29 protein-coding genes are annotated in these 25,248 nt (G+C 63.7%); 24 read left to right on the top strand and 5 right to left on the bottom strand.

Annotated elements, in window-relative coordinates; all coding sequences use genetic code 11:
• Positions 1-68 precede the first annotated feature (68 nt).
• From leuC to IG122_RS15665, 14 genes are all read left to right on the top strand, one after another.
• Positions 69-1,478 carry a 3-isopropylmalate dehydratase large subunit gene (gene leuC, locus IG122_RS15600; RefSeq protein ID WP_193185270.1) on the top strand — a complete coding sequence of 470 codons (1,410 nt, stop codon included), beginning with the start codon at positions 69-71 and terminating at the stop codon, positions 1,476-1,478.
• Between the two features lie 15 nt (positions 1,479-1,493).
• Positions 1,494-2,108, top strand: a complete 615-nt coding sequence (gene leuD / locus IG122_RS15605; protein ID WP_193185271.1) for a 3-isopropylmalate dehydratase small subunit — start codon at positions 1,494-1,496, stop codon at positions 2,106-2,108.
• Between the two features lie 129 nt (positions 2,109-2,237).
• Entirely contained in the window at positions 2,238-3,356 is a 1,119-nt protein-coding gene (leuB, locus tag IG122_RS15610; protein WP_193185273.1) for a 3-isopropylmalate dehydrogenase, read from the top strand.
• Between the two features lie 102 nt (positions 3,357-3,458).
• On the top strand, positions 3,459-4,484 hold the full coding sequence (locus IG122_RS15615; protein WP_193185275.1) for an aspartate-semialdehyde dehydrogenase: 1,026 nt from the start codon (positions 3,459-3,461) through the stop codon (positions 4,482-4,484).
• Positions 4,485-4,670: 186 nt separating this feature from the next.
• Entirely contained in the window at positions 4,671-5,402 is a 732-nt protein-coding gene (locus IG122_RS15620) for an RNA polymerase sigma factor (RefSeq protein WP_193185277.1), read from the top strand.
• A 115-nt stretch (positions 5,403-5,517) separates the two neighbouring features.
• On the top strand, positions 5,518-5,853 hold the full coding sequence (locus IG122_RS15625) for a RebB family R body protein (RefSeq protein ID WP_193185281.1): 336 nt from the start codon (positions 5,518-5,520) through the stop codon (positions 5,851-5,853).
• A 210-nt stretch (positions 5,854-6,063) separates the two neighbouring features.
• Complete coding sequence (locus tag IG122_RS15630; protein ID WP_193185284.1) at positions 6,064-6,396, top strand: RebB family R body protein; 333 nt, start codon at positions 6,064-6,066, stop codon at positions 6,394-6,396.
• 90 nt (positions 6,397-6,486) lie between these two features.
• A complete protein-coding gene (locus tag IG122_RS15635; RefSeq protein WP_193185288.1) occupies positions 6,487-6,837 on the top strand; it encodes a RebB family R body protein in 351 nt (116 codons plus the stop codon).
• 26 nt (positions 6,838-6,863) lie between these two features.
• Complete coding sequence (locus IG122_RS15640; protein ID WP_193185292.1) at positions 6,864-7,091, top strand: RebB family R body protein; 228 nt, start codon at positions 6,864-6,866, stop codon at positions 7,089-7,091.
• A gap of 127 nt (positions 7,092-7,218) precedes the next feature.
• Positions 7,219-7,539 carry a RebB family R body protein gene (locus IG122_RS15645; RefSeq protein ID WP_193185295.1) on the top strand — a complete coding sequence of 107 codons (321 nt, stop codon included), beginning with the start codon at positions 7,219-7,221 and terminating at the stop codon, positions 7,537-7,539.
• A 50-nt stretch (positions 7,540-7,589) separates the two neighbouring features.
• A complete protein-coding gene (locus IG122_RS15650; RefSeq protein WP_193185298.1) occupies positions 7,590-7,844 on the top strand; it encodes a RebB family R body protein in 255 nt (84 codons plus the stop codon).
• Between the two features lie 34 nt (positions 7,845-7,878).
• Positions 7,879-8,550, top strand: a complete 672-nt coding sequence (locus tag IG122_RS15655) for a RebB family R body protein (RefSeq protein WP_193185302.1) — start codon at positions 7,879-7,881, stop codon at positions 8,548-8,550.
• Positions 8,551-8,732: 182 nt separating this feature from the next.
• Entirely contained in the window at positions 8,733-9,332 is a 600-nt protein-coding gene (locus IG122_RS15660; RefSeq protein ID WP_193185306.1) for a hypothetical protein, read from the top strand.
• A gap of 25 nt (positions 9,333-9,357) precedes the next feature.
• On the top strand, positions 9,358-10,014 hold the full coding sequence (locus IG122_RS15665; RefSeq protein WP_193185309.1) for a hypothetical protein: 657 nt from the start codon (positions 9,358-9,360) through the stop codon (positions 10,012-10,014).
• Here the strand turns inward: IG122_RS15665 and pdxY are convergent.
• The gene (pdxY, locus tag IG122_RS15670; RefSeq protein ID WP_193185312.1) at positions 9,965-10,804 is read right to left on the bottom strand and encodes a pyridoxal kinase; all 840 of its coding nucleotides are present in this window, start codon (positions 10,802-10,804) and stop codon (positions 9,965-9,967) included. The genes IG122_RS15665 and pdxY overlap by 50 nt on opposite strands.
• Before the next feature lie 143 nt (positions 10,805-10,947).
• Here pdxY and IG122_RS15675 point away from each other — a divergent pair, with 143 nt between their 5' ends.
• Positions 10,948-11,829 carry an HpcH/HpaI aldolase/citrate lyase family protein gene (locus tag IG122_RS15675; RefSeq protein WP_193185317.1) on the top strand — a complete coding sequence of 294 codons (882 nt, stop codon included), beginning with the start codon at positions 10,948-10,950 and terminating at the stop codon, positions 11,827-11,829.
• A gap of 12 nt (positions 11,830-11,841) precedes the next feature.
• On the opposite strand, the gene IG122_RS15680 is transcribed toward IG122_RS15675, so the two are convergent.
• The 4 genes from IG122_RS15680 to IG122_RS15695 form a co-directional block, all read right to left on the bottom strand.
• Entirely contained in the window at positions 11,842-12,375 is a 534-nt protein-coding gene (locus IG122_RS15680) for a pentapeptide repeat-containing protein (RefSeq protein WP_193185320.1), read from the bottom strand.
• A gap of 102 nt (positions 12,376-12,477) precedes the next feature.
• The gene (locus IG122_RS15685; protein WP_226893595.1) at positions 12,478-13,686 is read right to left on the bottom strand and encodes an ABC transporter permease; all 1,209 of its coding nucleotides are present in this window, start codon (positions 13,684-13,686) and stop codon (positions 12,478-12,480) included.
• On the bottom strand, positions 13,683-14,417 hold the full coding sequence (locus IG122_RS15690) for an ABC transporter ATP-binding protein (protein ID WP_193185323.1): 735 nt from the start codon (positions 14,415-14,417) through the stop codon (positions 13,683-13,685). The genes IG122_RS15685 and IG122_RS15690 overlap by 4 nt, the downstream gene beginning before the upstream one ends.
• On the bottom strand, positions 14,410-15,699 hold the full coding sequence (locus tag IG122_RS15695; protein WP_193185326.1) for an efflux RND transporter periplasmic adaptor subunit: 1,290 nt from the start codon (positions 15,697-15,699) through the stop codon (positions 14,410-14,412). The genes IG122_RS15690 and IG122_RS15695 overlap by 8 nt, the downstream gene beginning before the upstream one ends.
• Before the next feature lie 724 nt (positions 15,700-16,423).
• On the opposite strand from IG122_RS15695, the gene sdhC reads away from it, so the two are divergent.
• The 9 genes from sdhC (at position 16,424) to IG122_RS15740 (ending at position 25,232) form a co-directional block, all read left to right on the top strand.
• Positions 16,424-16,807 (top strand): succinate dehydrogenase, cytochrome b556 subunit, encoded by a 384-nt coding sequence (gene sdhC, locus IG122_RS15700; protein WP_193185329.1) that lies wholly within the window; start codon positions 16,424-16,426, stop codon positions 16,805-16,807.
• A gap of 42 nt (positions 16,808-16,849) precedes the next feature.
• Positions 16,850-17,239, top strand: a complete 390-nt coding sequence (gene sdhD / locus IG122_RS15705) for a succinate dehydrogenase, hydrophobic membrane anchor protein (RefSeq protein WP_193185332.1) — start codon at positions 16,850-16,852, stop codon at positions 17,237-17,239.
• Between the two features lie 5 nt (positions 17,240-17,244).
• Entirely contained in the window at positions 17,245-19,035 is a 1,791-nt protein-coding gene (gene sdhA / locus IG122_RS15710; protein WP_193185335.1) for a succinate dehydrogenase flavoprotein subunit, read from the top strand.
• Between the two features lie 35 nt (positions 19,036-19,070).
• Positions 19,071-19,853, top strand: a complete 783-nt coding sequence (locus tag IG122_RS15715) for a succinate dehydrogenase iron-sulfur subunit (protein WP_193185338.1) — start codon at positions 19,071-19,073, stop codon at positions 19,851-19,853.
• A 379-nt stretch (positions 19,854-20,232) separates the two neighbouring features.
• Positions 20,233-20,937: an SIMPL domain-containing protein gene (locus IG122_RS15720; RefSeq protein ID WP_193185353.1), complete on the top strand. Its 705-nt coding sequence runs from the start codon at positions 20,233-20,235 to the stop codon at positions 20,935-20,937.
• 45 nt (positions 20,938-20,982) lie between these two features.
• Positions 20,983-21,732 carry an SDR family oxidoreductase gene (locus IG122_RS15725; RefSeq protein WP_193185356.1) on the top strand — a complete coding sequence of 250 codons (750 nt, stop codon included), beginning with the start codon at positions 20,983-20,985 and terminating at the stop codon, positions 21,730-21,732.
• A 103-nt stretch (positions 21,733-21,835) separates the two neighbouring features.
• The gene (gene zapE, locus IG122_RS15730) at positions 21,836-22,957 is read left to right on the top strand and encodes a cell division protein ZapE (RefSeq protein WP_193185359.1); all 1,122 of its coding nucleotides are present in this window, start codon (positions 21,836-21,838) and stop codon (positions 22,955-22,957) included.
• Positions 22,958-23,154: 197 nt separating this feature from the next.
• Positions 23,155-24,159: a hypothetical protein gene (locus tag IG122_RS15735; RefSeq protein ID WP_193185362.1), complete on the top strand. Its 1,005-nt coding sequence runs from the start codon at positions 23,155-23,157 to the stop codon at positions 24,157-24,159.
• 29 nt (positions 24,160-24,188) lie between these two features.
• A complete protein-coding gene (locus IG122_RS15740; protein WP_193185365.1) occupies positions 24,189-25,232 on the top strand; it encodes a hypothetical protein in 1,044 nt (347 codons plus the stop codon).
• The last annotated feature ends 16 nt before the right edge of the window (positions 25,233-25,248 follow it).

The following is a 25,248-nucleotide window of genomic DNA, read 5'->3' on the forward strand; positions in this document are numbered from 1 at the left end:
AGAAGAGCCGTCGGCCCAATCGTGGCTGATCGGAAACGGCGCTCAAGATGAGAGGAAGCATAGCAGCGATGTCAAAGCCGCGTACGCTGTTCGACAAAATCTGGCAGGATCATCTGGTCGACGTTCAGGACGACGGAACCTGTCTCATTTATATCGACCGCCATCTGGTGCATGAAGTCACCAGCCCGCAGGCCTTCGAAGGGCTCCGGAATGCCGGCCGCAAGGTGCGCCGCCCGGAATTTACCCTCGCGGTCGCCGACCACAACGTCCCGACGAAGGATCTCGACAAGGGCATTCTCGACGAGGAGTCGCGGATCCAGGTCGCGACCCTCGAGCAGAACGTCTCCGATTTCGGCGTGCCGTACTTTGACATGAAGGACCAGCGCCGGGGCATCGTGCACATCATCGGTCCGGAGCAGGGCTTCACCCTGCCGGGCACGACGATCGTCTGCGGCGACAGCCACACCTCGACCCACGGCGCCTTCGGTGCGCTCGCCTTCGGCATCGGAACCTCCGAAGTCGAACATGTGCTGGCGACCCAGACGCTGGTGCAGAAGCCGGCCAAGAACATGCGCATCACGGTCAAGGGCAAGCTGCCCAAGGGCGTGAATTCCAAGGATATCGTGCTCGCCATCATCGGCAAGATCGGCACCGCCGGCGGTACCGGCCATGTGATCGAGTTCGCCGGCGAAGCGGTCCGCGGTCTCTCCATGGAAGCGCGGATGACGATCTGCAACATGTCGATCGAGGCGGGCGCCCGCGCCGGTCTGATTGCGCCGGACGAGACCACGTTCGAGTACCTGAAGGGCCGCCCGTTCGCCCCGAAGGCCGGCGCCTGGGAACAGGCCGTCGCCTACTGGAAGACGCTGCCGTCCGACGAGGGCGCGGTCTACGACACCGAGGTCGAACTGGACGCGGCCGAGATCGTCCCGCAGGTCACCTGGGGCACGAACCCGGAAGAGGTGATCCCGATCACCGCGAACATTCCGGATCCGGAACAGATCGCCGATCCGGTGCGCAAGGCGAAGATCGCCCGCTCGCTTGAATATATGGGCCTCACGGCCGGTGCGCCGATCAGCGAGGTGAAGATCGACAAGATCTTCATCGGCTCCTGCACCAACGGCCGCCTTGAGGATCTCCGGATCGCCGCGGGCGTGCTGAAGGGCCGCAAGATCGCCGACACTGTGAACGCGATCATCGTTCCGGGCTCCGGTCTGGTGAAGGAAAAGGCCGAGGAGGAGGGTCTGGACAAGATCTTCCTCGAGGCGGGCTGCGAATGGCGCGAGCCGGGCTGCTCCATGTGCCTCGCGATGAACGCCGACCGGCTGGAGCCGGGCGAACGCTGCGCCTCGACCTCGAACCGCAATTTCGAAGGCCGTCAGGGCCGCGGCGGACGCACCCATCTGGTGAGTCCGGCGATGGCGGCGGCGGCGGCGGTGGCCGGTCACCTGACCGACGTCCGCGACCTGCTGAACTAAGGGAGGAGAGAGACAATGGATAAATTCACCAAGCTCTCCGGTGTCGCGGCGCCGATGAACATCATGAACATCGACACCGACATGATCATTCCGAAGAACTATCTGAAGACGATCAAGCGGTCGGGTCTCGGCAAGCATGCCTTCGCCGAGATGCGCTACAAGGACGACGGCAGCGAAAACCCGGACTTCGTGCTGAACAAGCCGGCCTACCGCAAGGCGCAGGTGATCGTCGCCGGAGAGAATTTCGGTTGCGGATCCTCGCGCGAGCATGCCCCTTGGGCGCTGCTCGATTTCGGTATCCGCTGCGTGATCTCCACCAGCTTCGCGGACATCTTCTTCAACAACTGCTTCAAGAACGGGATCCTGCCGATCAAGGTGACCAAGGAGCAGCTGGACGAGCTGATGGACGATGCCGAGAAGGGCTCCAACGCGGTTCTCGAGATCGATCTGGAAAACCAGGAAATCGGCCGCCCGAACGGCGAGAAGATCGCCTTCGAGGTCGACGAGTTCCGCAAGCACTGCCTTCTCAACGGTCTCGACGATATCGGCCTGACCATGGAGAAGGGCACTGCGATCGACAAGTTCGAGGACAAGGAAAAGACTGAGCGCCCCTGGCTCGCCGCCTCCTGACGGAAATTTTCCGCGAAATACGGAACCATTCCGGCGCTCAAGGGTTTCCCAAGAGCGCCGGGCTCTCTATAAAAAGCACGCATTTTCCGGCCCGCGCGAAGGCCGGTCTCACTAGGGTAAGCAGAATTCATGGCCTCCAATCGTAAAATGCTTGTTCTCGGCGGCGACGGGATCGGTCCCGAAGTCGTCAAGGAAGTGCTCCGCGTCGTCGACTGGATGGCGAAGAAGCGGTCTGTCAGTTTCGACCTGCAGGAAGGCCTTGTGGGCGGCGCCGCCTACGACAAGCACGGCACGCCGCTGACCGACGAGACCCTGGCCGATGCCGTGGATTCCGATGCCGTCCTGTTCGGTGCGGTCGGTGGCCCGCAGTACGACGACCTCCCGTTCGAGGTAAAGCCGGAGCGCGGCCTGCTGCGCCTGCGCAAGGAAATGGATCTCTTCGCCAACCTGCGCCCGGCGATGGTGTTCGACGCGATGGCCGATGCCTCCTCGCTGAAGCGGGAGCTGGTCGCAGGCCTCGACATCATGATCCTGCGCGAGCTGACCGGCGGCGTTTATTTCGGCCAGCCGCGCGGTATCGACGAGCTGCCGGACGGCACCAAGAAGGGTTACGACACCCAGGTCTACACGACCCCGGAAATCGAGCGCATTGGCCGGGTCGCCTTCGATCTCGCACGCAAGCGCGACAGCCGGGTGACCTCCGTCGAGAAGGCCAATGTCATGATGTCCGGCGTGCTCTGGCGGGAGGTCATGACCAACCTGCACAAGGCCGAGGGCGAAGGCGTCAAGCTCGACCACATGTATGCCGACAACTGCGCCATGCAGCTGGTCCGCAATCCGAAGCAGTTCGACGTCATCGTGACCGACAACCTCTTCGGTGACATTCTCTCGGACTGCGCCGCGATGCTGACCGGCTCGCTCGGCATGCTGCCGTCGGCCTCGCTCGGCGCCGTCGACGAGGTGACCGGCAAGCGCCACGCGCTCTACGAGCCGGTGCACGGCTCTGCGCCGGATATCGCAGGCAAGGGAATCGCGAACCCGATCGCCGAGATGCTCAGCTTCGCGATGGCGCTGCGGTATTCGTTCGATATGGGCGAGGAAGCGGACATGCTGGAGAAGGCGATCCAGAACGTCCTGAAATCGGGGCTGCGAACCGCGGACATCATGCAGGACGGCATGGCACGCGTCTCGACTACGGTCATGACCGACAGCCTGCTTAAAGAGCTGGATAAACTCGTATCGGGATAGCCCCCTCCCAACCAGCATTGCTTGAATTTACTCGGCGGGGGGCGTAAGTCTCCCGCCGAAGTCGTTTATGGACTTCAACAACAAAAGGAATGGACCAGAACCATGGGCTATAAAGTTGCCGTAGTCGGCGCAACCGGCGCCGTTGGTCGTGAAATGCTTTCCACTCTCGCCGAGCGCGATTTTCCGGCGACCGAAGTCGTCGCGCTGGCTTCCGAGAAATCGGTGGGCACCGAAGTGTCCTACGGCGAGGACAAGACGCTCAAGGTCCAGAACCTCTCGACTTACGACTTCAAAGGCACCGACATCGCCCTGTTCTCCGCCGGCGGCTCGATCTCCGCGGAATACGGTCCGAAGGCGGCCGCGGCAGGTTGCGTGGTGATCGACAACAGCTCGCATTTCCGCATGGATCCGGACGTGCCGCTGGTGGTGCCGGAGGTGAACGCGAATGCCCTCGCGCGCTACGGCAAGCGCAACATCATCGCCAATCCGAACTGCTCGACCGCGCAGCTCGTCGTGGCGCTGAAGCCGCTGCACGACATGGCGAAGATCAAGCGCGCCGTTGTCTCCACCTACCAGTCGGTCTCCGGCGCCGGCAAGGAAGGCATGGACGAACTCTTTACCCAGACCCGGGCGATCTACGTGAACGACCCCGTCGAGAAGGAGAAGTTCACCAAGCAGATCGCGTTCAACGTGATCCCGCATATCGACGTCTTCATGGATGACGGCTCGACGAAGGAAGAATGGAAGATGACCGGGGAGACCAAGAAGATCCTCGATCCGGCGATCGAACTGGTCGCAACCTGCGTGCGCGTGCCGGTCTTCATCGGTCATTCCGAGGCGGTCTTCATCGAGACCGAGAAGCCGATCAGCGTCGAGGAAGCCCGTGCCGCGATGAGCAACTTCCCGGGGATTGTGGTGGTGGATCACCGCGAGGACGAAGGCTACGTCACCCCGCATGAATGCGCGGGCGAGGACGCGGTCTATGTCAGCCGTATCCGCAAGGACCCGACCGTGAAGAACGGTCTCGTCTTCTGGTGCGTCTCGGACAACCTGCGCAAGGGCGCGGCCCTCAACGCGGTGCAGATTGCGGAAGCGCTGGTGAAGGATCACCTCAAGAAGGCCGCCTGAGCCTTCTATAGATACGTAAAGGAACGGCCGGGGAAACGTCCCGGCCGTTTTTTTATTTTCGATTTTTCTACTATTGCGTTCACGGTTCGACTGTCTGTTTCGTCCCTACTGCACGGCCCTGAGTAAAAAATTACTCAGACCGTCGCATTCAAAGCACAGAACACTTTCAACGTGTCGGGGCTTCACGTGGGGACTGGTAACCAGGACAGCGGCAATGGCCGGACTGCGCCCGGAGCGGGTCTGTCCGGCGATCTCTTCGCAGAGGCGACGCGGAGTGCGGTGGATCTCATCGCGCGTTCGGCCGGCGGATTTGCCGGTCCGGTTCCCGTACGAGAGGTTCCAGCGCCGCCTCCCCCGCGTCCCGCACCTTCCGAAGCCGGGCAGCTGCCGCCGGAAGATTTCTGGGAACTCTGGTCGACCCATCAGAACCAACTCTTAAGACAATGCATGCGCCTGATGTCCGGGAACATGGCGGACGCCGAGGATGCCCTTGGAAATGCCCTGGTCCGGGCCTCGTCTCATTTTGCCGAAGGCGGCGGCGAGGGCATCGCAAATCAGCGCGCCTGGCTGTCGCGTCTGGTGCACAATTCCTGCATCGATTTCTATCGTGCGCGCGCGCGCCAGAAGCGCTGGACCGACGAGGTTCTGGCGATGGCGGACGGCGACGATATCCCGTCGGCTCCCACACCCGAGCCGACGCCGGAGGAAGTGGCGGAGACCGGCGAGGCCATGCGCACGCTGCAGGCGGCGCTCGACGAACTGCCGGAACTGCTGCGGGTGCCGCTGATGCTCCGGTTCCTCGAGGGGCTCTCCTACAAGGAGATCGCCGAGCGGCTCTGCATTCCCAATTGCACCGCCCGCAAGCGCGTCCAGCTGGCCCGCGAACGGCTGCGTCGCAGCGGCGCCGGGCCAACCTGAGATTTCTTGTTCACACCTATTGCGGGTGGTGCGTCATTGATGTGTTCGCGCCCAGTTGAGAGCAAGGCGAGACGGGGCGGACGGTCCTGAAACCAGCAGTATTGAGGAGACAGAGATGGCAATCCCAACTCCGGTCAACGGCCAGATCACCGACTCCGTCACCCAGGCCAATGTGAAGGTTCTGGGCGACTCCCCGGCGATGGCGATGGGAGCGATCTACCAGTCGCTCGCGCATTCCACGGGCATTCTCTATGAGAACGCCGTCAGTTCGCAGCAGCAGCTCGGCATCGCCGCGCAGGCCGCGACCAACCAGGGCGTGATCCAGATCTACAGCATCGACACCATGGCCGACGCGGTCGCGACGTCGAAGATCGGCAACAGCGACGTGCCGAACAACATGCTGTCGCTGCTGACGGCCCTGAAGGCGACGAGCACGGGTCCGGTCGGCTAAGGCCGTCCCGAGATCACTCGACCCTCGCACCCGGGGTAGACCCGCGGCGGTAGGCCCCGGGGTGCGGTAATCCCAACCAGCCGAGAGGATCGGACGCACCAGTGCAACCGGTAGGAAGCCCGCGGCAATGGGGAGTTTGGTTCCATTGTACGAGCGCATGTCCACTGCCGGTGCCCGGATGTCTGCCCCTGCGGCGAATGGAGTAATGCAATGGCAGACAATACACCGGTCAACGGCATGATCACCGACTCCGTCACCCAGGCCAATGTGAAGGTCCTGGGAGATGCGCCGGCAATGAGCATGGGGGCGATTTTCCAGTCGCTCGCGCACTCCACCGGCATTCTCTATGAGAACGCCGTGAGCTCGCAGCAACAGCTGCAGATCGCGGCCCAGGCCTCGACCAACCAGGGTGTGATCCAGGTTTACAGCGTGGACACCATGGCCGGGGCTGCGGCGACCTCGAAGATCGGCAACAGCGACGTGCCCAACAACATGCTGGCATTGCTGTCGTCCCTGAAAGCGGCCTCCGCGCCGGTTACCTGAGGTCGACGGTCCGAAGTGAGCGGAGGCGGCGCGAACTAGCGACCGCCTCCCCCCTTCCCCGCACGCACATTGTGCCTTGAGGAGAGTGACATGCCGGAACGAAGCTCCGTCAACGACCAGGTGACCGACTCGGTCACACAGACCAACACGATGACTCTCGGCTTGGCGCCGGCGAGTTCGGCGCTGCCGCTCTACACCTCCCTCGCGGAAGCGACGAGCGTGCTCTACGCCAACATGGTGTCGCATCAGCAGCAGAATGCCGTCGTCGGGACCTCGTCCCTGGTGGCGAGCGTCGACCGGCTGCTCAGCATCGACAAGCGGGCGTCGGAATCCGCGCAGGGAGCGATGATGAACAAGGTCCTCGACACGTTGAACGAGATGGACCGGCGCAAGACGCTGGCGTCTGCGGGCGAGGCGGCATTGCATTCGTTGGTGAAATGATCCGGCGGTCCCGGAGGTAGCGAGCCATGGCAGATTCGGTCAACAGCCAGATCACCGACGCGGTGACTCAGGCGAACGTCAAGGTCCTCGGCGAGGCGCCCGCGGAAGCGGTCGGAATGTCCTTCCAGGCCCTGTCGCACGCGACCGGTCTCGCGATGGAAAATGCCACCTCCACGCAAGGTGGGATGCAGCAGGTCGCGAACACGGCGACCTCCTCGATCTGCGCCCTCATCGTCGAGCTGGCGAGCCAGTGAGACGGGCCGGAAAAAAGAGTTCACGAGACGGCTCGAGAACCGTCTCCAGTAAGCCGGATCGGCCGTCGGCCGGTTCCCGGACCAACACCGGCGGTCGTGAAGCCGCCGCTCATGAAGGAGCAAGGATATGGCCATACCGACACCGGTGAACGGAATGATCACGGACTCCGTTACCCAGAGCAACGTCCAGACCCTCGGCTCGGCGCCGTCGGTCGCGATGGGAGCGATCTACCAGTCGCTCTCCCATTCGACGGGGATCCTTTACCAGAACACGGTGCAGCAGCAGCAGCAGGCGGCGATCTGCGCTCAGGCGGCGACCAACCAGGGCGTGATGCAGATCTACAGCGTCAACACAATGGCCGGCGCCACCGCGACCAGCAAGCTGGCCCAGTCGGACACCGCCGACACGCTGATGACGCTGCTGGTTGCGCTGGCAGCCTTGAAATAGGGCGGGCACAGCGACGGAACGGATAGGAGTCGTGTACGGGGGCTGAACCAATGGCAGATGATACGCCCGTCAATTCACAGATCACGGATGCCGTAACCCAGACCAACGTCAAGGTCCTCGGCGAGGCGCCGTCCCAGGCCATGGGCATGGTCTACCAGTCGATGGCGCATTCGATCTCGCTGGCGATGCAGAACGCGATGCAGGCCCAGGGCGGTCTGCAGCAGATCGGAAACGCCGTTACATCCAGCGCCTGCCGCCTCATTCTCGATGCGTCCCAGGGCGGCATGGGCGGCGACAAGAAATAGAGACCGCCGGCAGGCGGTTCGGGGAGAGTGACCGATGACCGACGACAGTGTGTTTGGCACGGATGACGCAACGCCGGATAACCCGTCCGGCACCACACCCGCGACCACAGGTTCCGGATCCGGAGCCAGCGGAACGGGCGCCGGCAGCTCCTCGGCCGGAACCGGCGCGACGGAGACCGGCGGATCCGCTGCGGGCGGGAACACCGACACCGGTTCGTCGTCGGGCGGATCTTCATCCTCGTCCACCGGGAGTTCGTCCGGTTCAACCGGCGGATCCTCCTCTGGTTCCGGATCTGGTGGAGCGTCGGCTTCGGGCGGCAGCTCGTCCTCCTCCGGCTCGCTTCCCGCGACCACGAGCGCGGGCCCGGGCGTGAATTCCCAGATCCTCGATGCGGTCAAGCAGTCCAACAGCACCGTGCTCGGGTCCGCCGGCAACAACGGGGCGGCGATCGCCTATCAGAAAGTCGCCCAGGCGGCTTCCTTCGCGGTACAGGATTCTACGGACTATCTGCGCAACATCATGGCGATGAGTTCCGCCGCGACCGGTGTGGCGCTGAAGAAGATGGTGGAGAATCCCGCGACCGCGGCTCAATACACGCCGGTGCTGACCGCGGCACAGGACGCCGTGACCGCGGCGCAGGAGAATTTCGCGGCGGTCGGAAGCGCCGCCGGAACGGTCGTCAGCGGTTTCCCGAGCGGCAGTTAACGTCCCCCTTTGCCCAGCCTCCGAAGGCCAGCCGACTGGACCCCACTCGCGGGGTCCTTTTTTTGCCCGCTCTGCAAAGTTTCCGTTCACATCTTTCGGCCTCAGGACGTCCGCATGGGTGAGGCGAGCGCGGCGCCGGCCAGGCCGGTATGCCCGCTTCCTCCGGACGCGAGGAGACCGAGATGGCCAAGAAGCCGACCAGCGGAAGACGGTCGCTGCGCCAGCGCGCGCGGGACCGGGTTGAGGATTACATCGAGGAAAAGATCACCGAAGCCGCCGAGCGGCTGGAGGAGAGCCTCGATCCGGAACCCGAAGAATTCGCCGAGCCCGAAGAATTCACCGAGGAAGAACTGATCCTGGCCGCGGGTGGTGGGGCGGAACCGGAAGAGATTCCGGAGCCGGAGACAACCGCCGAACCGGCGCTTTCCGAAGCACCGGACGAAGCGTATGCGGGGGATTCCGAGGAGATCCGGGAGACCGGCGATTTCGTGGAGGATGACGCGGAGGTGGCCGCGCCGTCGCCGGAACCGGTTGAAAAACCCGCCGGCACGTCGAAACCGGCCCCGTCCAGGAGTCCGCCGGCAAAGGGTGCGTCCCAGCCCAAGGGTACGGAGCCGGAGACACCGGTACCGGCGGCCGGCGGTGCGGCGAAGCAGGCCGCTCCGGTTTCGGAAGTACCGGCACCGCCGGATGCCGGCGCGGGTGTGATCAGCGAGGCGGCGGCCGTCGAAGCCGAGGCGCGCGCGGTGGAGGCGGCGGCAGAGGCATTCCAGAGCGGCTGAGCGCCGCAGACTGACGGAGCTCGCGATGAGCGACGAGGAAAACGACAAGCAGACGGATCCGGTTCAGGACCAGGTCGCGGCCGCGACCAACGGCGCCCTTCAGGGAGCGCTCAACACTCTCGCGGCGGCGGCGGTGGAGCGCGACCGGATCCTGGGGCAGTTCCAGGAACAGAAGGAACGGCTGGAATTCCAGCTACAACAGCAGAGGGCGCATGCGATGGATTATGTGGAGCAGACCCGGGCGGACACTCAGCAGCGGACCGGCGCGCCTTCGGGCCCGCCGCCGGGATCGGGAGCGGCCACGGATAAGGGGGGGCTGAAACTCTCTCCGGACCAGCAGTTCATCGCCGGGGTGAAGATGCTGATCTACCAGGATACGCGCCCCTATGAGGTTTCCACGCAGACCCAGACGCAGGCCGCAATGCTGCTCCTCGACGCTTTGAAGAAGACCATCCACCAGGAGATCAATGTTCTGTTCGAGCGTGCGCAGGCCCAGGAAGCCGCCAAACAGGAAGCAGCCGCCCAAGATGCGGGTCAGCCGGAGCCTGAAAGCGGGGCGGCCGAGGTGGCAGGCGAGCAGAAACCCGAAGCTCCGAAGGCCGAGGGGCAGGATGGGGAGGCAGAATCCCCGACTAGGAGTGAGCCGCCAAAGGCGCCGGACGACAGCGTTTCAGGTTCCTGAGGATTTCGGGAAGCAGGAGTTCCCGGCGGTCCGCGCGGTCCGTCACCCGCGTTGCCAGCTCGAGGCCGCCGGCGGCGCGTGCGAAGGCCGTACGCACATCGCCGGATTTCATGAGCCAGGCCGCGAGCAGGGCGGCGAAGAGGTCGCCGGTCCCGTTGAAGTTCCGCTCGAGCCGAGGGGAGCTGGCTTCGAGGCTTTGCTCCGCGGTGACCAGAACATTGGCGATTCGATCCGTCCGTTCGATCCCGGTCACGGCGATCGCGGCCAGTCCGTGCGCTTCGATCAGGCTGCGGGCGGCTGCGGCGATGTCCACGGGATCGGCGGCGACCTCACGGCCGCTCAGGACCCCGAGCTCGAACAGGTTCGGCGTGACGATGTCGGCGCGCGGCAGGAGGCGGTCGCGGATCGCTTCGGCCACGCCCTCGGCGACGAACCGGCGTCCGTGATCCCCGATCACCGGGTCGAGGATATAGGGGAGCCCCGGGTTGGACATGCGCGCGGCGTCGACCGCCTCGGCTATCACTTCCGCCGTACCCGGGCGGCCGATATATCCCGAGAGCACCGCCGAGAGTCCGGTCAGGACGCCGAGTTGCCGGAGGCCGTCCAGCTCATCCCGCAGGTCTTCCGCCTCGCGGACCCGGCCGCGGAACTGACCGTGGCCCGGATGGTTCGAAAAGGACACGGTATCGAGCGGCCAGACCTCGAGCCCGGCGGCCTGGATCGCCGGCACGGCGATGCTGTTGCCGACATAGCCGTAACTGACCCTGGACTGGATCGACAGGATGGCCATGCGATTTCCCCAAAACGCGTCCTCGAACCTTCCGGCAGATGAATGCGCTCCGCGCCCGGGGTCAAGGGGCAAGTCATTCGCGCCGCTTGGTTTTCGTCCGCTATCCTCTAGGATGGTGACGGGGAACAACAGGAGGTCCATTCATGGCCGCATCCGTCAGACCGCGCCGCTCGGCGCTCTATATGCCGGGCTCGAACGCGCGGGCGCTGGAAAAGGCCCGGAGCCTCGAGGCCGATGTCGTGATCATGGATCTCGAGGACGCGGTCTCGCCGGACAAGAAGGAGGCGGCCCGGGAGGCGATCGGCGCGGCGCTCGCCGAAGGCGGCTACGGCGACCGCGAGCTGGTGATTCGCACCAACGGGCTCGAGGGGCCCTGGGGCGCGGACGATCTGGCCTTCGCCGCCAAGGCCGGCGCCGATGCCGTGCTGCTGCCGAAGGTCGAGCATGCCGATCAGATCTGGCAGGCGGAAGAGGCGCTCTCGGCCGCCGGTGCGCCGGACAGCCTCTCGATCTGGTGCATGATGGAAACCCCGCTCGGGATGCTGCATGCCGAGGAGATCGCTGCCGCAAGCCCGCGGCTCGGCTGTCTCGTGCTCGGCACGTCGGATCTCGCCAAGGATCTTCATGCCCTGCATACCCGCGACCGGCTGCCCTTTGTGACCAGCCTCGGGCTCTGCATTCTCGCCGCCCGGGCCTACGGACTCGCGGTTCTGGACGGCGTGCATCTCGATCTCGACGATGCGGAGGGTTTCGAGGCCTCCTGCCGGCAGGGGCTGGAGCTTGGCTTCGACGGCAAGACGCTGATCCATCCCAAAACCCTCGCTGCGGCGAACCGGATCTTCGCCCCGAGCGGAGAGGAGATCGCCTGGTCGCGCAAGATCATCGACGCCCATGCGGCCGCCGAAGCCGAAGGCAGCGGCGTGGTCCTGGTCAACGGCAAGCTGGTGGAAGCGCTGCATGTGGAGAATGCGCGGCGCATCATTGCGCTCGCCGAGATGATCGAGTTCCGCGAGTCGAACGGCTGAGGTGCCTGCCCGTCAGCGGCAGAAGCTGATCGAGCCTTCCGCGCAGACCCGTTTTCCGTCCGTCCAGGTCGCCCCCGAAAGGTCGGCGCGGAAGAAATCCGCGTTTCGCACCCGGGCCCCGGTGAGATTGGCGCCTCTGAGGATCGCGCTCTGGAAGCGGACATCCGCGAGGTCGGCGCCGGTGAAATCGGCGTCGTTCAGTTTGGCCTGGCTGAAATCCGCGCCGCGCAGCCGGGCGTCCCGGAAGGTCGCGCCGGTCATCTTGGCGCGGGCGAAACGGACCCGTCCCCGCGCTTCGTCAAGAGCGGCGCCGGTGAGGTCCGCCCAGTTGAAGCTCGCATCGTTCAGGTTTGCGCCGGTCAGATTCACACCGGCGAGCGGATAATTATCGAAATTGCAGCTCCGCCAGTCGACGCCGGGGCCGGGTGGATCGGTGCAGGCGGCTTCGGCGCCAGTCGCGGCGAGGGCGATACAGGCGGACAATGCTCCGAGAAGGGCGAGGGCGCGAAGCCGGGGCTTGTGGCTTCGAAAGATGAAAGGCTGCATCTCTATCGACTCTCCCTCACGACGCGACCGTACCGTAGCAGAAGGGCCGTCCGAATCCAGCCTTCCATATGGTCGCGAATTCAACAGGGTGCGGGGCATCTCTCATTCGTGGCGCAAGGCGTCGATAGGATTCATCCGTGCCGCCCTGCGTGCCGGAAAATACCCAAACACGATCCCCACCAATGCGGAGAAGGCGAAGGCAATAAGAATGATGTCGAGATCGAGGATCAGCGGGAGTTGAAACGCGCTTGCCACAAGCGCTGCAATCCCGATCCCGAGGCCGATGCCGATTATGCCGCCGATGACCGAGAGGGTTGCGGCCTCAACCAGGAACTGCATGAGGACCTGGATCTCCTCGGCACCGATGGCGAGGCGGATGCCGATCTCCCGAGTTCGTTCCGTAACCGAGACAAGCATGATGTTCATGATGCCGATCCCGCCGACGAGCAGGCTGACGCCCGCGACGGTGCCAAGCAGTGCGGTCAGGATAGAGGTCGTCGCCGTTTGGGTTTCGACGATCTGCTTCATGTCCATGACGGTGAAGTCGTCTTCTTCTCCCGGTGCAATATTCCGCCGCTCGCGCAGGAGCCGTTCGATTTCCGCTTGGACCTGCGCCGTGCTGCCGGCTTCGGTCGCCGAGGCAACCAGCACGTTGATGTCCGTGTTTCCCGAGACACGCCGCTGGAATGCCCGAAGTGGCATCACGATGACATCGTCCTGGTCGGTGCCAAGGCTGGTCTCGCCTTTGGATTTCAGTAGGCCGATCACGTCGCAGGAGACCCGGCCGACTCTCAAGCGTTCGCCGATCACGTCGGACGCTCCGAAGATCTCCTGGCGCACGGTCTCTCCTATGACGCAGACCGCGCGACCGGCCCGCAATTCACCGGGCAGAAATTCCCGCCCTTGGACGAAGGTGTGGTTGAGGGCGACGAAGAAATCATTGTCCGAGCCCGTGACCGGGACATTCCGGCTCTCCGAACCGCGGACGATTGTCGCCGATTTCTGCGCCATCGGCGCGATGGAGCGGAGCCCGGAAACCTGTTCGCGCAAGGCCTGAAGATCCCGGCTGTTGAACAGCCGCGCGCTGGTGCTGGGACGGCCGGGACCGAACTGGCCCGGACGCACGATCAACAGATTGCTGCCGAGTTTGGCCATGTCGGCCTCGACCCGTGCGGTGGTCCCGTTGCCGATCGTCACCATCGCGATGACTGCGCCGACACCGATGACGATACCGAGCAGCGTGAGAAAGGAACGGAGCATGTTCCGCAGGATCGCCTGCAGCGCCAGCTTGAGCGTTTCGAAGAACATCATGCGGCACCTGCACGTTCTGCTTCCGGAACGATCCGGCCATCCTTGAAATCGATCCGGCGGTCCGCATAAGCGGCCATGTCCGGTTCGTGGGTGACCATCAGGATCGTGATGCCGCGATTCCGGTTCAGTTCGGACAGCAGGTCCATGATGCCTGTCGCGGTCTCGCTATCGACATTTCCCGTAGGCTCGTCCGCAAGCAGCACGTTCGGGTCGGTGACGATGGCACGGGCAATGGCGACCCGCTGTTGCTGGCCGCCGGACAGTTCACTGGGTCTGTGCGTTGCCCGGTTGGTAAGTCCGACGAGCGATAGGGCGTGGAGCGCCCGCTTTCTGCGGACGGCGCGGGCCTCACCGCGGTAGATCAGCGGCAATTCGACATTCTCGATTGCCGTGAGACGGGGCAACAGGTTGAAGCCCTGGAATACGAAGCCGAGAAAGTTCCGTCTGATTAGGGCCTGACGGTTGCCCGGCAGCGTACCGACATCGATCCCCTTAAAAAGGTAGGTTCCGCTGGTCGGCCGGTCGAGGCAGCCGATGATATTCATCGCCGTGGATTTTCCGGAACCCGACGGGCCCATGATGGCAACGAATTCGCCGTCGGCGATCTCCATATCCACCCTGTCCAGCGCCCGCACTGCGGCCATGCCCGTGCCGTAGACCTTGCTGACACTTCGGAACAGGATGAGCGGAAGTCCGGACCGGTCGCTGCCGGCGCGCTTGACCTCAGCCATCGCCCTGGCGCATGCCGACGATGACGGCGGCTCCCGGCTCGATATCGCCTTCCACGATTTCCGTCCAACGCCCGTCGCTCGCGCCGATGCGAATCGGGACCGGTGTTGCAGTTGTCCCGACAAGGATATGAATCACGCGGTCCGAACCGCCGCTCTCGTGGGGACTCGGCGGACGGAAATTCGGCCGGCGCGGGATCAGCTTCTGGAAGAAACTCTCCTTGCTGCTCTCGCTCTCAGAATCCGGTGGCCGGAAGCGCAGTGCCTCGTTCGGAACCGAGAGCGCGTCTTCGACCTTTGCCACCATGATCTCCGCCGTTGCCGTCATTCCCGGTCTCAGCAGCAAATCCTTGTTCTCGGTGGTCAGGACGGCTTTGTAGGTGACCACGCCTTGGACAATCTCAGAGCCGTAGCGCAATTCGCGAATACGCGCTTCGAAGACCCGGTCTGGATAGGCATCGACCGTGAAGGTGGCCGACTGTCCCTCGCGGACCTGGCCGACATCGGCCTCGTCGACATCGACCTGGATTTCCATCTGCGTCAGGTCCTCGGCGATGGTGAACAGGACCGGCGCCTGCAGCGACGACGCGACAGTCTGTCCCGGTTCGGCATCGCGCCGCAGGACGATGCCGTCGATCGGGGAGCAGATACAGGCTTTCGCGAGATTGGTTTCGGCGATCCGGAGGTCGGCAGCGGTGGCCTCGACATCCGCTTCCGCACGCTTGCGGCTCGCTTTCGCGCGCTCGTAGCTGGCGCGGGCGATATCCAGATCCTGAGCGGATCCGGCGCGCCGCGATTCAAGGGTTTGCTTTCGCTGGAATTCGAGGCGCATTTCCTCCACCGTCGCCTCTGCTTCCGCGACCTGGGCCTTGGCGGCGGCGAGTCTTGCACGGGCGCTGACGACGGCCGCTTCGAGCTTGTCGGTATCGAGTTCGGCGAGCGCATCGCCACGCCGGACCTGCGAATTGAAATCCACCAGAACAGCTTTGATGATACCGGAGAGTTCGCTCGAGACGTCGACCTGGTTTGTCGGCTCGACGGCACCTGTTGCGGTCACGATCACTGTAAGGTCACGGCGTTCGGTGGCCGCCACAACATAGTCCGGACCATCCGACCGATTGCCGGTGCCCTGAATATACCAATATCCGAGCAGGGCCAGGAAAGCGGCAGCCCCAAAGAGCGCTCCCAGCCGGCGCCGGCGCTGCGACGCCCGCTGCGCTTCCGTCAGGCCGAGAACCGCATCGATATCCTGCTCGTAAGCACGGTCTGCGCGTTCGTCCGTCATGACCTGACCCTCTGCCGACACTGCGCCCGGATCATCACCCCCTCGTGCGCAAAGCGTCGCGAGAAGGTTTCCGGAACCGGGTGTCCGGTATTTAGCAACGCAGCACGCACCGTTAAAGAGGATGCGGCATTTGGACCGTTGGGTCCTGCCGGAGATAACGGGCGAAGGAGCAAAAACGAACGGGCCGCGTGTTGGAAACACGCGGCCCGTCGGACAAGGGAGGGAGACGCCGATAGTGACCAATGCGACTGTCTTGGCACGGACTCCGCCGGTATATCTGGTGGCGTCCCGTTTGCCCCGCCCCTGGAACAGGGATGAGGCGAACAATGCTCCCATGTCTTGAATAAAATCATCGCTCTTTTGCGGCCCGGGATCAATAAAAATATCGCCTAACCTTCATTATTCTCCGATCTGCCGTTAATTCACAGTAATGATGAAACAATCAACAAAATAGCAGTGAGTTTTTTATTTTTGCCTGTGGAAATATATGACGATAATATGCTGATTTCATGAGGAGATTTGCCGGATAGTATTTTTTTGCACAATTTATCCACATGAAATTCAGAGATGTGCCGGGATAAGTCCCGCGGCGTGTGTATAAAGTGGAGACAAGACGGGACGAGGGGCTGGACAGTGGCGCCGCGTGATCAAAATCAATTGAGGTCTTGTTCGCGCTGCAATATGGTGCGGCCACATTTATGAAGTTCCTCAGGAAAGGTGCGCTATGAGCGTCTCCAATCGCCCTCTTTCCCCGCATCTTCAGATTTACAGACTGCCTCTCACCGCGATTACGTCGATTTTGCATCGCGCCACGGGTGTCGCGCTCGGGCTCGGAACGCTGTTTCTCGTCTGGTGGCTGATGGCAACCGCGACCGGGGGGAGCTATTTCGAATTTGTGCAGAGCATCATGGGCTCCTGGATCGGTCTGCTGATCCTGTTCGGCTTCTCCTTTGCCCTGTTCTTCCATCTCTGCAACGGCATCCGCCATCTCTTCTGGGATGCGGGCTACGGCTTCGAGATCGCCACGGCGGAGATGGCCACGAAGCTTGTGATCGCCGCGTCCGCGGTGCTGACCGTTCTGTCTTGGCTGCTTGCCTGCGTCCTCTAAGGGGCCGGGCCAAAAAATAAAGACTCTTTTGAGAGGCTGGTTATGACTGACAACTCCATGCGTACGCCAATCGGCCGTGTGCGCGGCCTTGGCAGCGCCAAGGCCGGATTGCATCACTGGTGGATGCAGCGGATCACCGCCATCGCGCTGATCCCGCTCACGCTCTGGTTCGTGGCGTCCCTGATCTCGCTCGCCGGCGCGGGCTTTGAGGAGACCGCCGCCTGGCTCGGCTCGCCCTTCGTCGCCATTCTGATGGTCTCGCTGATTATCGCGACCTTCTATCACGCCGCCCTCGGTCTGCAGGTCGTGATCGAGGATTACGTTCATCATGAAGGTGCGAAGCTGGTGCTGCTGCTCGGCGTCAAGCTGCTCGCCGCCCTTCTTGCAATTGCCGCGCTTTTCGCGGTGCTGAAACTCGCGTTCGGAGGCTGAGCTCCATGGAGTCCTACGAGATCATCGACCATACCTACGACGTCGTCGTCGTGGGAGCCGGCGGCGCCGGCCTGCGTGCCACCTTCGGCATGGCGCAGGAAGGTCTGAAGACGGCCTGCATCACCAAGGTCTTCCCGACCCGCTCCCATACTGTGGCCGCGCAGGGCGGCGTCGGCGCCGCGCTCGACAATATGGGTGAGGGCGACAACTGGAAGTTCCACATGTACGACACCGTCAAGGGGTCGGACTGGCTGGGCGATCAGGACGCGATCGAATACATGTGCCGCAACGCCATTCCCTCGATCATCGAGCTGGAGCATTTCGGCGTGCCGTTCTCGCGGACGGAAGAAGGCAAGATCTACCAGCGTCCGTTCGGCGGTCACACGCTGGATTTCGGCAAGCGCATGGCGAAGCGCGCCTGCGCGGCGGCGGACCGGACCGGTCACGCCATCCTGCACACGCTCTACCAGCAGAGCCTGCGCGCCAATGCCGAGTTCTATATCGAATATTTCGCCATCGACCTGATCATGGACGATGAGGGCGCCTGCCGTGGCGTGATGGCGATCGACCTCGCGACCGGCAAGATCCACCGCTTCCGTGCCCACCAGACGGTGCTGGCGACCGGCGGTTACGGCCGCGCCTACTTCTCCTGCACCTCGGCCCATACCTGCACCGGCGACGGCGGCGGCATGGTCGTGCGTGCCGGCCTGCCGATGCAGGACCTGGAATTCGTCCAGTTCCACCCGACCGGCATCTACGGCTCCGGCTGTCTGATCACCGAGGGTGCGCGTGGCGAGGGCGGATACCTTACCAACTCCGAGGGTGAGCGCTTTATGGAGCGCTACGCGCCGACCGCCAAGGACCTCGCCTCGCGCGACGTCGTCAGCCGGGCGATGACCATCGAGATCAACGAGGGCCGCGGCGTCGGCCCGCAGAAGGATCACATCTTCCTGCATCTCGAGCATCTCGACCCGGATGTTCTGGCGCTGCGCCTGCCGGGCATTTCCGAGACGGCGAAGATCTTCGCCGGCGTCGACGTGACGAAGGAGCCGATCCCGGTGCTGCCGACCGTGCACTACAACATGGGCGGCATCCCGACGAACTATCACGGCGAGGTGCTGTCCCCGACGAAGGACGATCCGGACCGCGTCTGCCCGGGCCTGATGGCGATCGGCGAGGCGGCCTGCGTCTCCGTGCACGGCGCGAACCGCCTTGGCACCAACTCGCTGCTCGACATCGTCGTGTTCGGCCGGGCCGCCGCCTTCCGGGCGAAGGAAACCGTCCGTCCGGGCGAGGCGCACAAGCCTTTGCCGTCCGACGCGGGCGAGTTCGCCATCGCACGCCTCGACAAGATGCGTCACGCCAAGGGCGGCACCAAGACCGCCGAGATCCGTCTCGACATGCAGCGCGCCATGCAGCAGCACGCGGCGGTGTTCCGCACCACCGACCTGATGCAGGAAGGCGTGAAGAAGATCCAGGACGTGGCCGGTGCGCTGCCCGATATCGGCATCGCCGACCGCTCGCTGATCTGGAACTCGGACCTGGTCGAGGCGCTTGAGCTGGAGAACCTGATGACGCAGGCGGTGATCACGCTGACCTCCGCCGATCTCCGGCACGAGAGCCGCGGCGCCCACGCCCACGAGGATCATCCGGACCGCGACGACGAGAACTGGATGAAGCACACGGTCATGTGGCTCGACGACAAGTACAAGCACGAGGTGATGTATCGCGACGTGCACATGTACACGCTGTCGAACGAGGTCGAGGTCGTGCCGCCGGTGGCGCGCGTCTACTGATCGCTAGAGAACAAAGAAAAGATCGGAAGTGAGAGATGGCTGAATTTTCTTTGCCGGCGAACTCGAAGGTCAAGATCGGCAACACGCACAAGGCTCCGGAAGGCGCGAAGCGGGTCAAGGCCTTCAAGATCTACCGCTATGATCCGGACAGCGGCCAGAATCCGCGGGTCGATACCTACGAGATCGATCTCGACGATTGCGGCCCGATGGTCTTGGACGCGCTGATCAAGATCAAGAACGAGGTCGACACCACGGTCACCTTCCGCCGCTCCTGCCGCGAGGGCATCTGCGGTTCCTGCGCGATGAACATCGACGGCACCAACACGCTGGCCTGCCTGAAGAGCATCGACGACGTGAAGGACGACGTGAAGATCTACCCGCTGCCGCACATGCCGGTGGTGAAGGATCTGGTGCCGGACCTGACCCGACCCTATGCCCAGCTCGCCTCGATCGAGCCCTGGCTGAAGACCAAGTCGCCGCTGCCGCCGACCGACGAGGAGCGGCGCCAGAGCCCGGAAGAGCGCGAGAAGCTCGACGGTCTCTGGGAGTGCGTGCTGTGCTTCTGCTGCTCGACCTCGTGCCCGAGCTACTGGTGGAACGGCGACCGTTATCTCGGCCCGGCCATCCTGCTGCAGGCCTATCGCTGGATCGCGGACAGCCGCGACGAATATACCGGCGAGCGGCTGGACCAGTTGGAGGATCCGTTCCGGCTCTATCGCTGCCACACCATCATGAATTGCACCAAGACCTGCCCGAAGGGCCTGAACCCGGCCAAGGCGATCGGCGAGATCAAGAAGCTGATGGTCCAGCGGATGTAACGCTGCGGATGACGCGCTGAATGAGAAAACGGCCGCTGATAACAGCGGCCGTTTCGATTCCGGAGACGCTTCCCGACAAGGCGGTCAGGAAGAGACCGGTGCACTTTGTTTGGCTGAGTTGCAGCCGGCACCCGCGAATGCTGCAGGAGCCGTAAAGGCCACAACGGCGGCTACAAGAACAAAAATACCAATCATCTTACGCATCTCTGAACCTCCACGGTCAGTTGCGGTATTACCCTATCGTGAATTCAGGTACCGAACCAGTCGCGAATGCGTGAAAACGACATGGCTGGTGGAACCGATGTGACCCATGCGTCATTTTACCGACGCAATTCGCGGCGATGCTGCACCCGTTCTTTATCCATTCCGGAGTTTGACCATGATCCGATACTGCCTCTCCCTCGCTCTTGCGGTGCTGATGCTTTTCGCCGCGCCACAGGTGGTCCATGCGGATAGTGTGCGCGATGATATCGTCACGCTGGATCTCAGCCTGGAGAAATGGGTCGAGACGGAGTCAGCGACCGTCGCGGTGGCGGCCGATCTCGCGGTTAAATCCGGCGGTTTCGGTGCCGCGCGGCAGGCGGTGAAACAGGATCTGGAGAAAATCTCCAACAAGGCCGCCTGGCGTCTGGTCGGTTATGACAGGCTCCGCGACGAGGCCGGATTCGAGCGCTGGCGGATCACCGCCGAAGCGCGACTGCCGAGCGGCGAACTCGGCGGTCTTGGCGCGGCAGTCAAAGACCTCGGAGAGGCCGGCAGGAGCTATGCGGTCCTGGGGATCGACTTCACGCCCACATTGGCCGAGCGCGAGGCGGCCATGGCGGAACTGAGGGCCGAGATCTACAAGAGCGCGGCCGAGGAACTGGCGCGTCTGAAGGCCGTCTATCCCGACCGCGGCTACCGCGTCGCGGCGATCAATTTCCAGACCGGTGGCATGCCGCGTCCGCTGCCGGCGCAGATGATGCGCGCCGAAGCCGCGCCGAAACTGATGGCCGACGGCGGCACGGCAGGCGACACGGTGGCCCAGAAGGCCGAGCTGCGCGCTTCCGTCCGCTTTGCAGCCGAGGTTCGCTCCACGGACTGAACCGCGTTAAGATCCCCCCAAAGAACGCTCTAAGGGGGGATCGGCATGAGTAAGGGGCTTTGCATCATCACCGGCGCAAGCCGCGGAATCGGGGCGGCGACGGCTCTTCTGGCGGCGCGGGACGGTTGGGACATTGCCGTCAACTATGTTGGCAACGAGGCCGCCGCGCGCGACGTCGCCGCCAAGGTCGAGGCCGAGGGACGGCGCGCCGTGGTGATCCAGGGCGATACCAGCAAGGAGGCGGATATCGTCCGCCTGTTCGACGAGGCCGAGTCGGCGCTCGGTCCGGTGCGCGGTCTGGTGAACAATGCCGGGATCACCGGCAAGATCTCAAAAGTCCAGGACATGAGCGCCGCGGCGATCGCCGAGGTCATGAACCTGAATGTCGTCGGCCTGATTCTCTGCTGCCGCGAGGCCGCGCGCCGGATGTCGGTCAAGGCCGGCCACCAGGGCGGCGCCGTCGTCAACCTCTCCTCGATCGCCGCCCGCCTCGGCGCGCCGAACGAATTCACCCACTATGCCGCCTCCAAGGGAGCGGTCGATTCCTTCACCATCGGCTTCGCGCGCGAGGTCATCGGCGACGGCGTCCGCGTCAACGCGGTCGCGCCCGGCATGATCGATACCGACATCCATGCGAGTGCCGGTGCGCCGGATCGCGCCGCCCGTCTCGGCCCGACGACGCCGATCGGCCGATCCGCGGCACCGGAAGAGGTCGCCGAGGCGATCGTCTGGCTGCTGAGCGACGCCGCGGGATATTGTGCCGGGTCCATTCTCGAGGTTTCCGGAGGGCGCTGACACCGGACCGATCCGGCGCCCGCTTGACCTCGGCGGCCAAAAGCGCGAGTTCTTGGCGCCGGGGGATTGGCGCTTCCGGCCGATCCGGCAGGAGAATGGCACAGTGAATAAGCAGGGGCCGCTGGCCCGCTACGAAGCCCTTGTCGCGGACGGCTCCATCGCGAAGGACCCGGCGCAGGAAGCTGCGGCGGCGAAGCTGCAATGGCTGCATGACCAGCTGCTCGACTACCGTCCGCCGCAGGCCAAGACCGGTTGGACCGCGAAGCTCGGCTTCGCCCGCAGAAAGCCCACCAACCCGCCGAAGGGTCTCTATATCTACGGCTCGGTCGGGCGCGGCAAATCCATGCTCATGGACCTGTTCTTCGAAGGCGCCCAGGTTGAGCGCAAGCGCCGGATCCATTTCCACGAATTCATGCGCGAGGCGCACGAGCTGATCCATCAGTGGCGTCAGGAGAACAAGGTGTCCCGGACCGCGGAGCCGATCCGTCCGACCGCCCAGAAGCTCGCCGACAGCGCCTGGCTGCTTTGTTTCGACGAGTTCGAGGTCCGCGATATCGCCGACGCGATGATCGTCTCGCGCCTGTTCTTCGCCATGTTCGAACTCGGCGTGGTGGTGGTCGCGACCTCGAACCGGGCACCGGACGAACTCTACAAGGACGGGTTGCAGCGCGACCTGTTCCTGCCCTTCATCGGCATCCTGAAGGCGCGTCACGAGGTCTTCCATCTCGACGACGGCGAGGATTATCGGCTCGGACGGCTGCGCGGGAAGACGGTTTATCACGTGCCGAGCGGTCCCGAAGCGGACGCGGCTTTGGATGAGACCTTCGCCGATCTGACCGATGCGGAGCCCGAGCCGGATGTGATCGAGCGCAAGGGCCGGAAGATCCACGTTCCGGCGGCCGCTGCCGGGGTCGCCCGCTTCGGCTTCCGCGACCTCTGCGACCAGCCGCTGGCCGCCGCCGACTTCCTCGCCGTGGCCGAACGTTTCCACACGGTCATTCTCTCCGATATCCCGGTTCTCGGGGCCGCGAACAGGGACCAGGCGCGCCGGTTCATGACGTTGATCGATGCGCTCTACGATCAGGGCGTACGCCTGATCGCCTCGGCCGAAGCGACGCCGGAAAAGCTCTATGACGGCGAGGATTGGGGTTTCGAATTCGACCGCACGATTTCACGCCTGATGGAAATGCAATCCTTGGATTACTTCGAATCCCGTCGCCGCTGACACCCGGGAATAGGTGGTGGCGCAAGAGGTTGTCCGGTATCTAAAAAAATGCATAAATTTAATTTGTAATCTTAAGAGTAACTTAAGATAGCGCGTGATATATCGCATGGTGGGCAGAACGCTCCGGATAAGAATAGAATTCCCGGGAGAGTGTCATCGCTTATGCCATCGATTTTTCCGCCGCGCGGACCCCGCTGGTGCCGGACCGCGATCAGGATTCCCTGCATACGCTCGATTGCGCCATCCTGCCGCTGCGCAGCAAAGGGGCGAAAAAGCTCCGGCTGATCAAGAATGTCCGCATGGAAACCCGGATCGAGCTCTATCGCGAGACCGGCATGGGCAGCGGTCAGGTCGCGATCGACGAACTGCCGGACTTCGTGGCCGCGACGGACGATCTCGTGCATCACGACGTTCCGATGCTGGAAAAGATCGGGGAGATGGAGAGCTTCGATCCCTATTCCCTGCGCCGCGGCCTGCGTGCCGCGGGTATCGAGGTTGACGACGCCTCGGCATTCTCCCTCAGTGCGGCGAAGAAGCGGGAACTCCAGCCGCACATGCGCAATCTGACGCGCCCGCTGGTCCAGTATGTGTTCGGTACGAACGAGATCGAGCTGAGCGATCCCCAGGCGATCCGCGAGTTGCTCGATCAGGCCGAGGGCATCGCCGTGCGCATGCGGCTCGAGCGCCTCGCGGCCTCCCTGCAGACCAGCCGCCAAAAGCTGCCGGACATGCTCGAGGATTATGGCGACGTCTTCCTCTCTCTCGGTTTCTACCGGCATCACCTCGACGACCTCGCGCCGCGTATCGCGGCCCTCCAGGAGTGGATCGAGGAAGCGCGGCGGCCGGCGCATATCGGGAACGATCCGGTGACAGGGACGGCGCTGCGCAAGACCGCGAACCTGCTGGGTGCGCTCTCGCAGTCGCTGACGACACGCTTCACCAATTTCGACACCAAGACGCAGATCCGTTGGGAGCGCGTCACGATCTCCGCCTTCAACCGGGTGCGCACGCTGATCACTGATCACCAGGCCAGCCTGGCTGCCGTGCTGTGCGGTCTTGTCGTGAAGATCTACGAGTGGGAGCAGCGCTTCCCAGGCGGAGGCGGCAGCTTCGAGCGCCGGGCGGAATTCGTCATGACCGATCTCCGCTCCGGGCTCGATCGTCTGGCCGGGATCGAGCGCAAGGCCGCGACCTTCGCCTGACCGGCGCAGACAGATCGACACGGAGTTCCATGTCAGATTCGCTCCTCCAGACAGACGTTTCGCGGAAGGTCATCGATCGCGAGGACAGGGACTCGATCAATACCTTTGCCTGCGCCGCCCTGCCGGTCCGCAGCCGGGGATTGCTGCGGCTGCGGCTGATCAAGAATGTCCGTCTCGAGACCAGGGTGGAGGCGTTCCGCGGCACCGGAACCGGCAGCGGCCAATTCGGCATCGAAGAACTCCCGAACTATGTCGATCCGGGCGAGGACCTGACTCGCCACGACATCCCGATGCTGAAACAGGCGGCGGGCCTTCCGGCCTTCGACTGCTATTCGCTGAGGCGCGCGGTGCGCACGAGCGGGCTCGATGTCGAGGCGACGGACGTTCTCAGCCTGTCCGACGAGAAGAAGCGGGAACTCGCAGGGCACATGCGGAATCTCACGCGTCCGCTGGTCCGTCACGTGTTCGGCGACAGCGATATGGACATCACCGATCCGCGCAGCCTCCGCGACATTATGGCGATGGCCAACAAGGACAGGGCGCGGGAGCGACTGCAGCAGCTCTCGGCCATGCTGGAGACCGACCTCGATGCGCTGCCGGAACTGCTGGAGGATTACGGCGATGCCTTCCTTTCGCTCGGCTATTACCGCAGCTACCTCAATCTTATCATTCCGCGCATCAAGGAGCTGCACGGCTGGATCGAGGAAGCCGGCGCCCGCGGCAGCTTCCGTCAGGGCGATCAGGCGATGAAGCGTCTGAAGCAGGTCTCGGCCGCGATCGACATGATCACCAACAGCGTCGTCGAACGCTTTCGCGCTTTCGACAAACAGGCGATTTTCGACTGGGAACACCTCACACTCGAAGAGTTCCGCACCGCCCGCGACCTGATCCTGGCGCACCAGGCGAGCCTGGCCGAGGTGCTGTGCGGACTGACGGTCAAGGTCTATGAATGGCGGACCCGGTTCGCCAAGCCGAATGTAGGGATTCAGCAGCGCGTGGACTTCGTTCAGTCCGATCTTTACCCGGGCCTGGATCATCTTCTGAAGGTCGAAAGCAGCGCCCCGAAATTCTGATTGTCTGCCCCGCTGC

It is taken from the genome of Nisaea sediminum (assembly GCF_014904705.1).
GTDB lineage: Bacteria > Pseudomonadota > Alphaproteobacteria > Thalassobaculales > Thalassobaculaceae > Nisaea > Nisaea sediminum.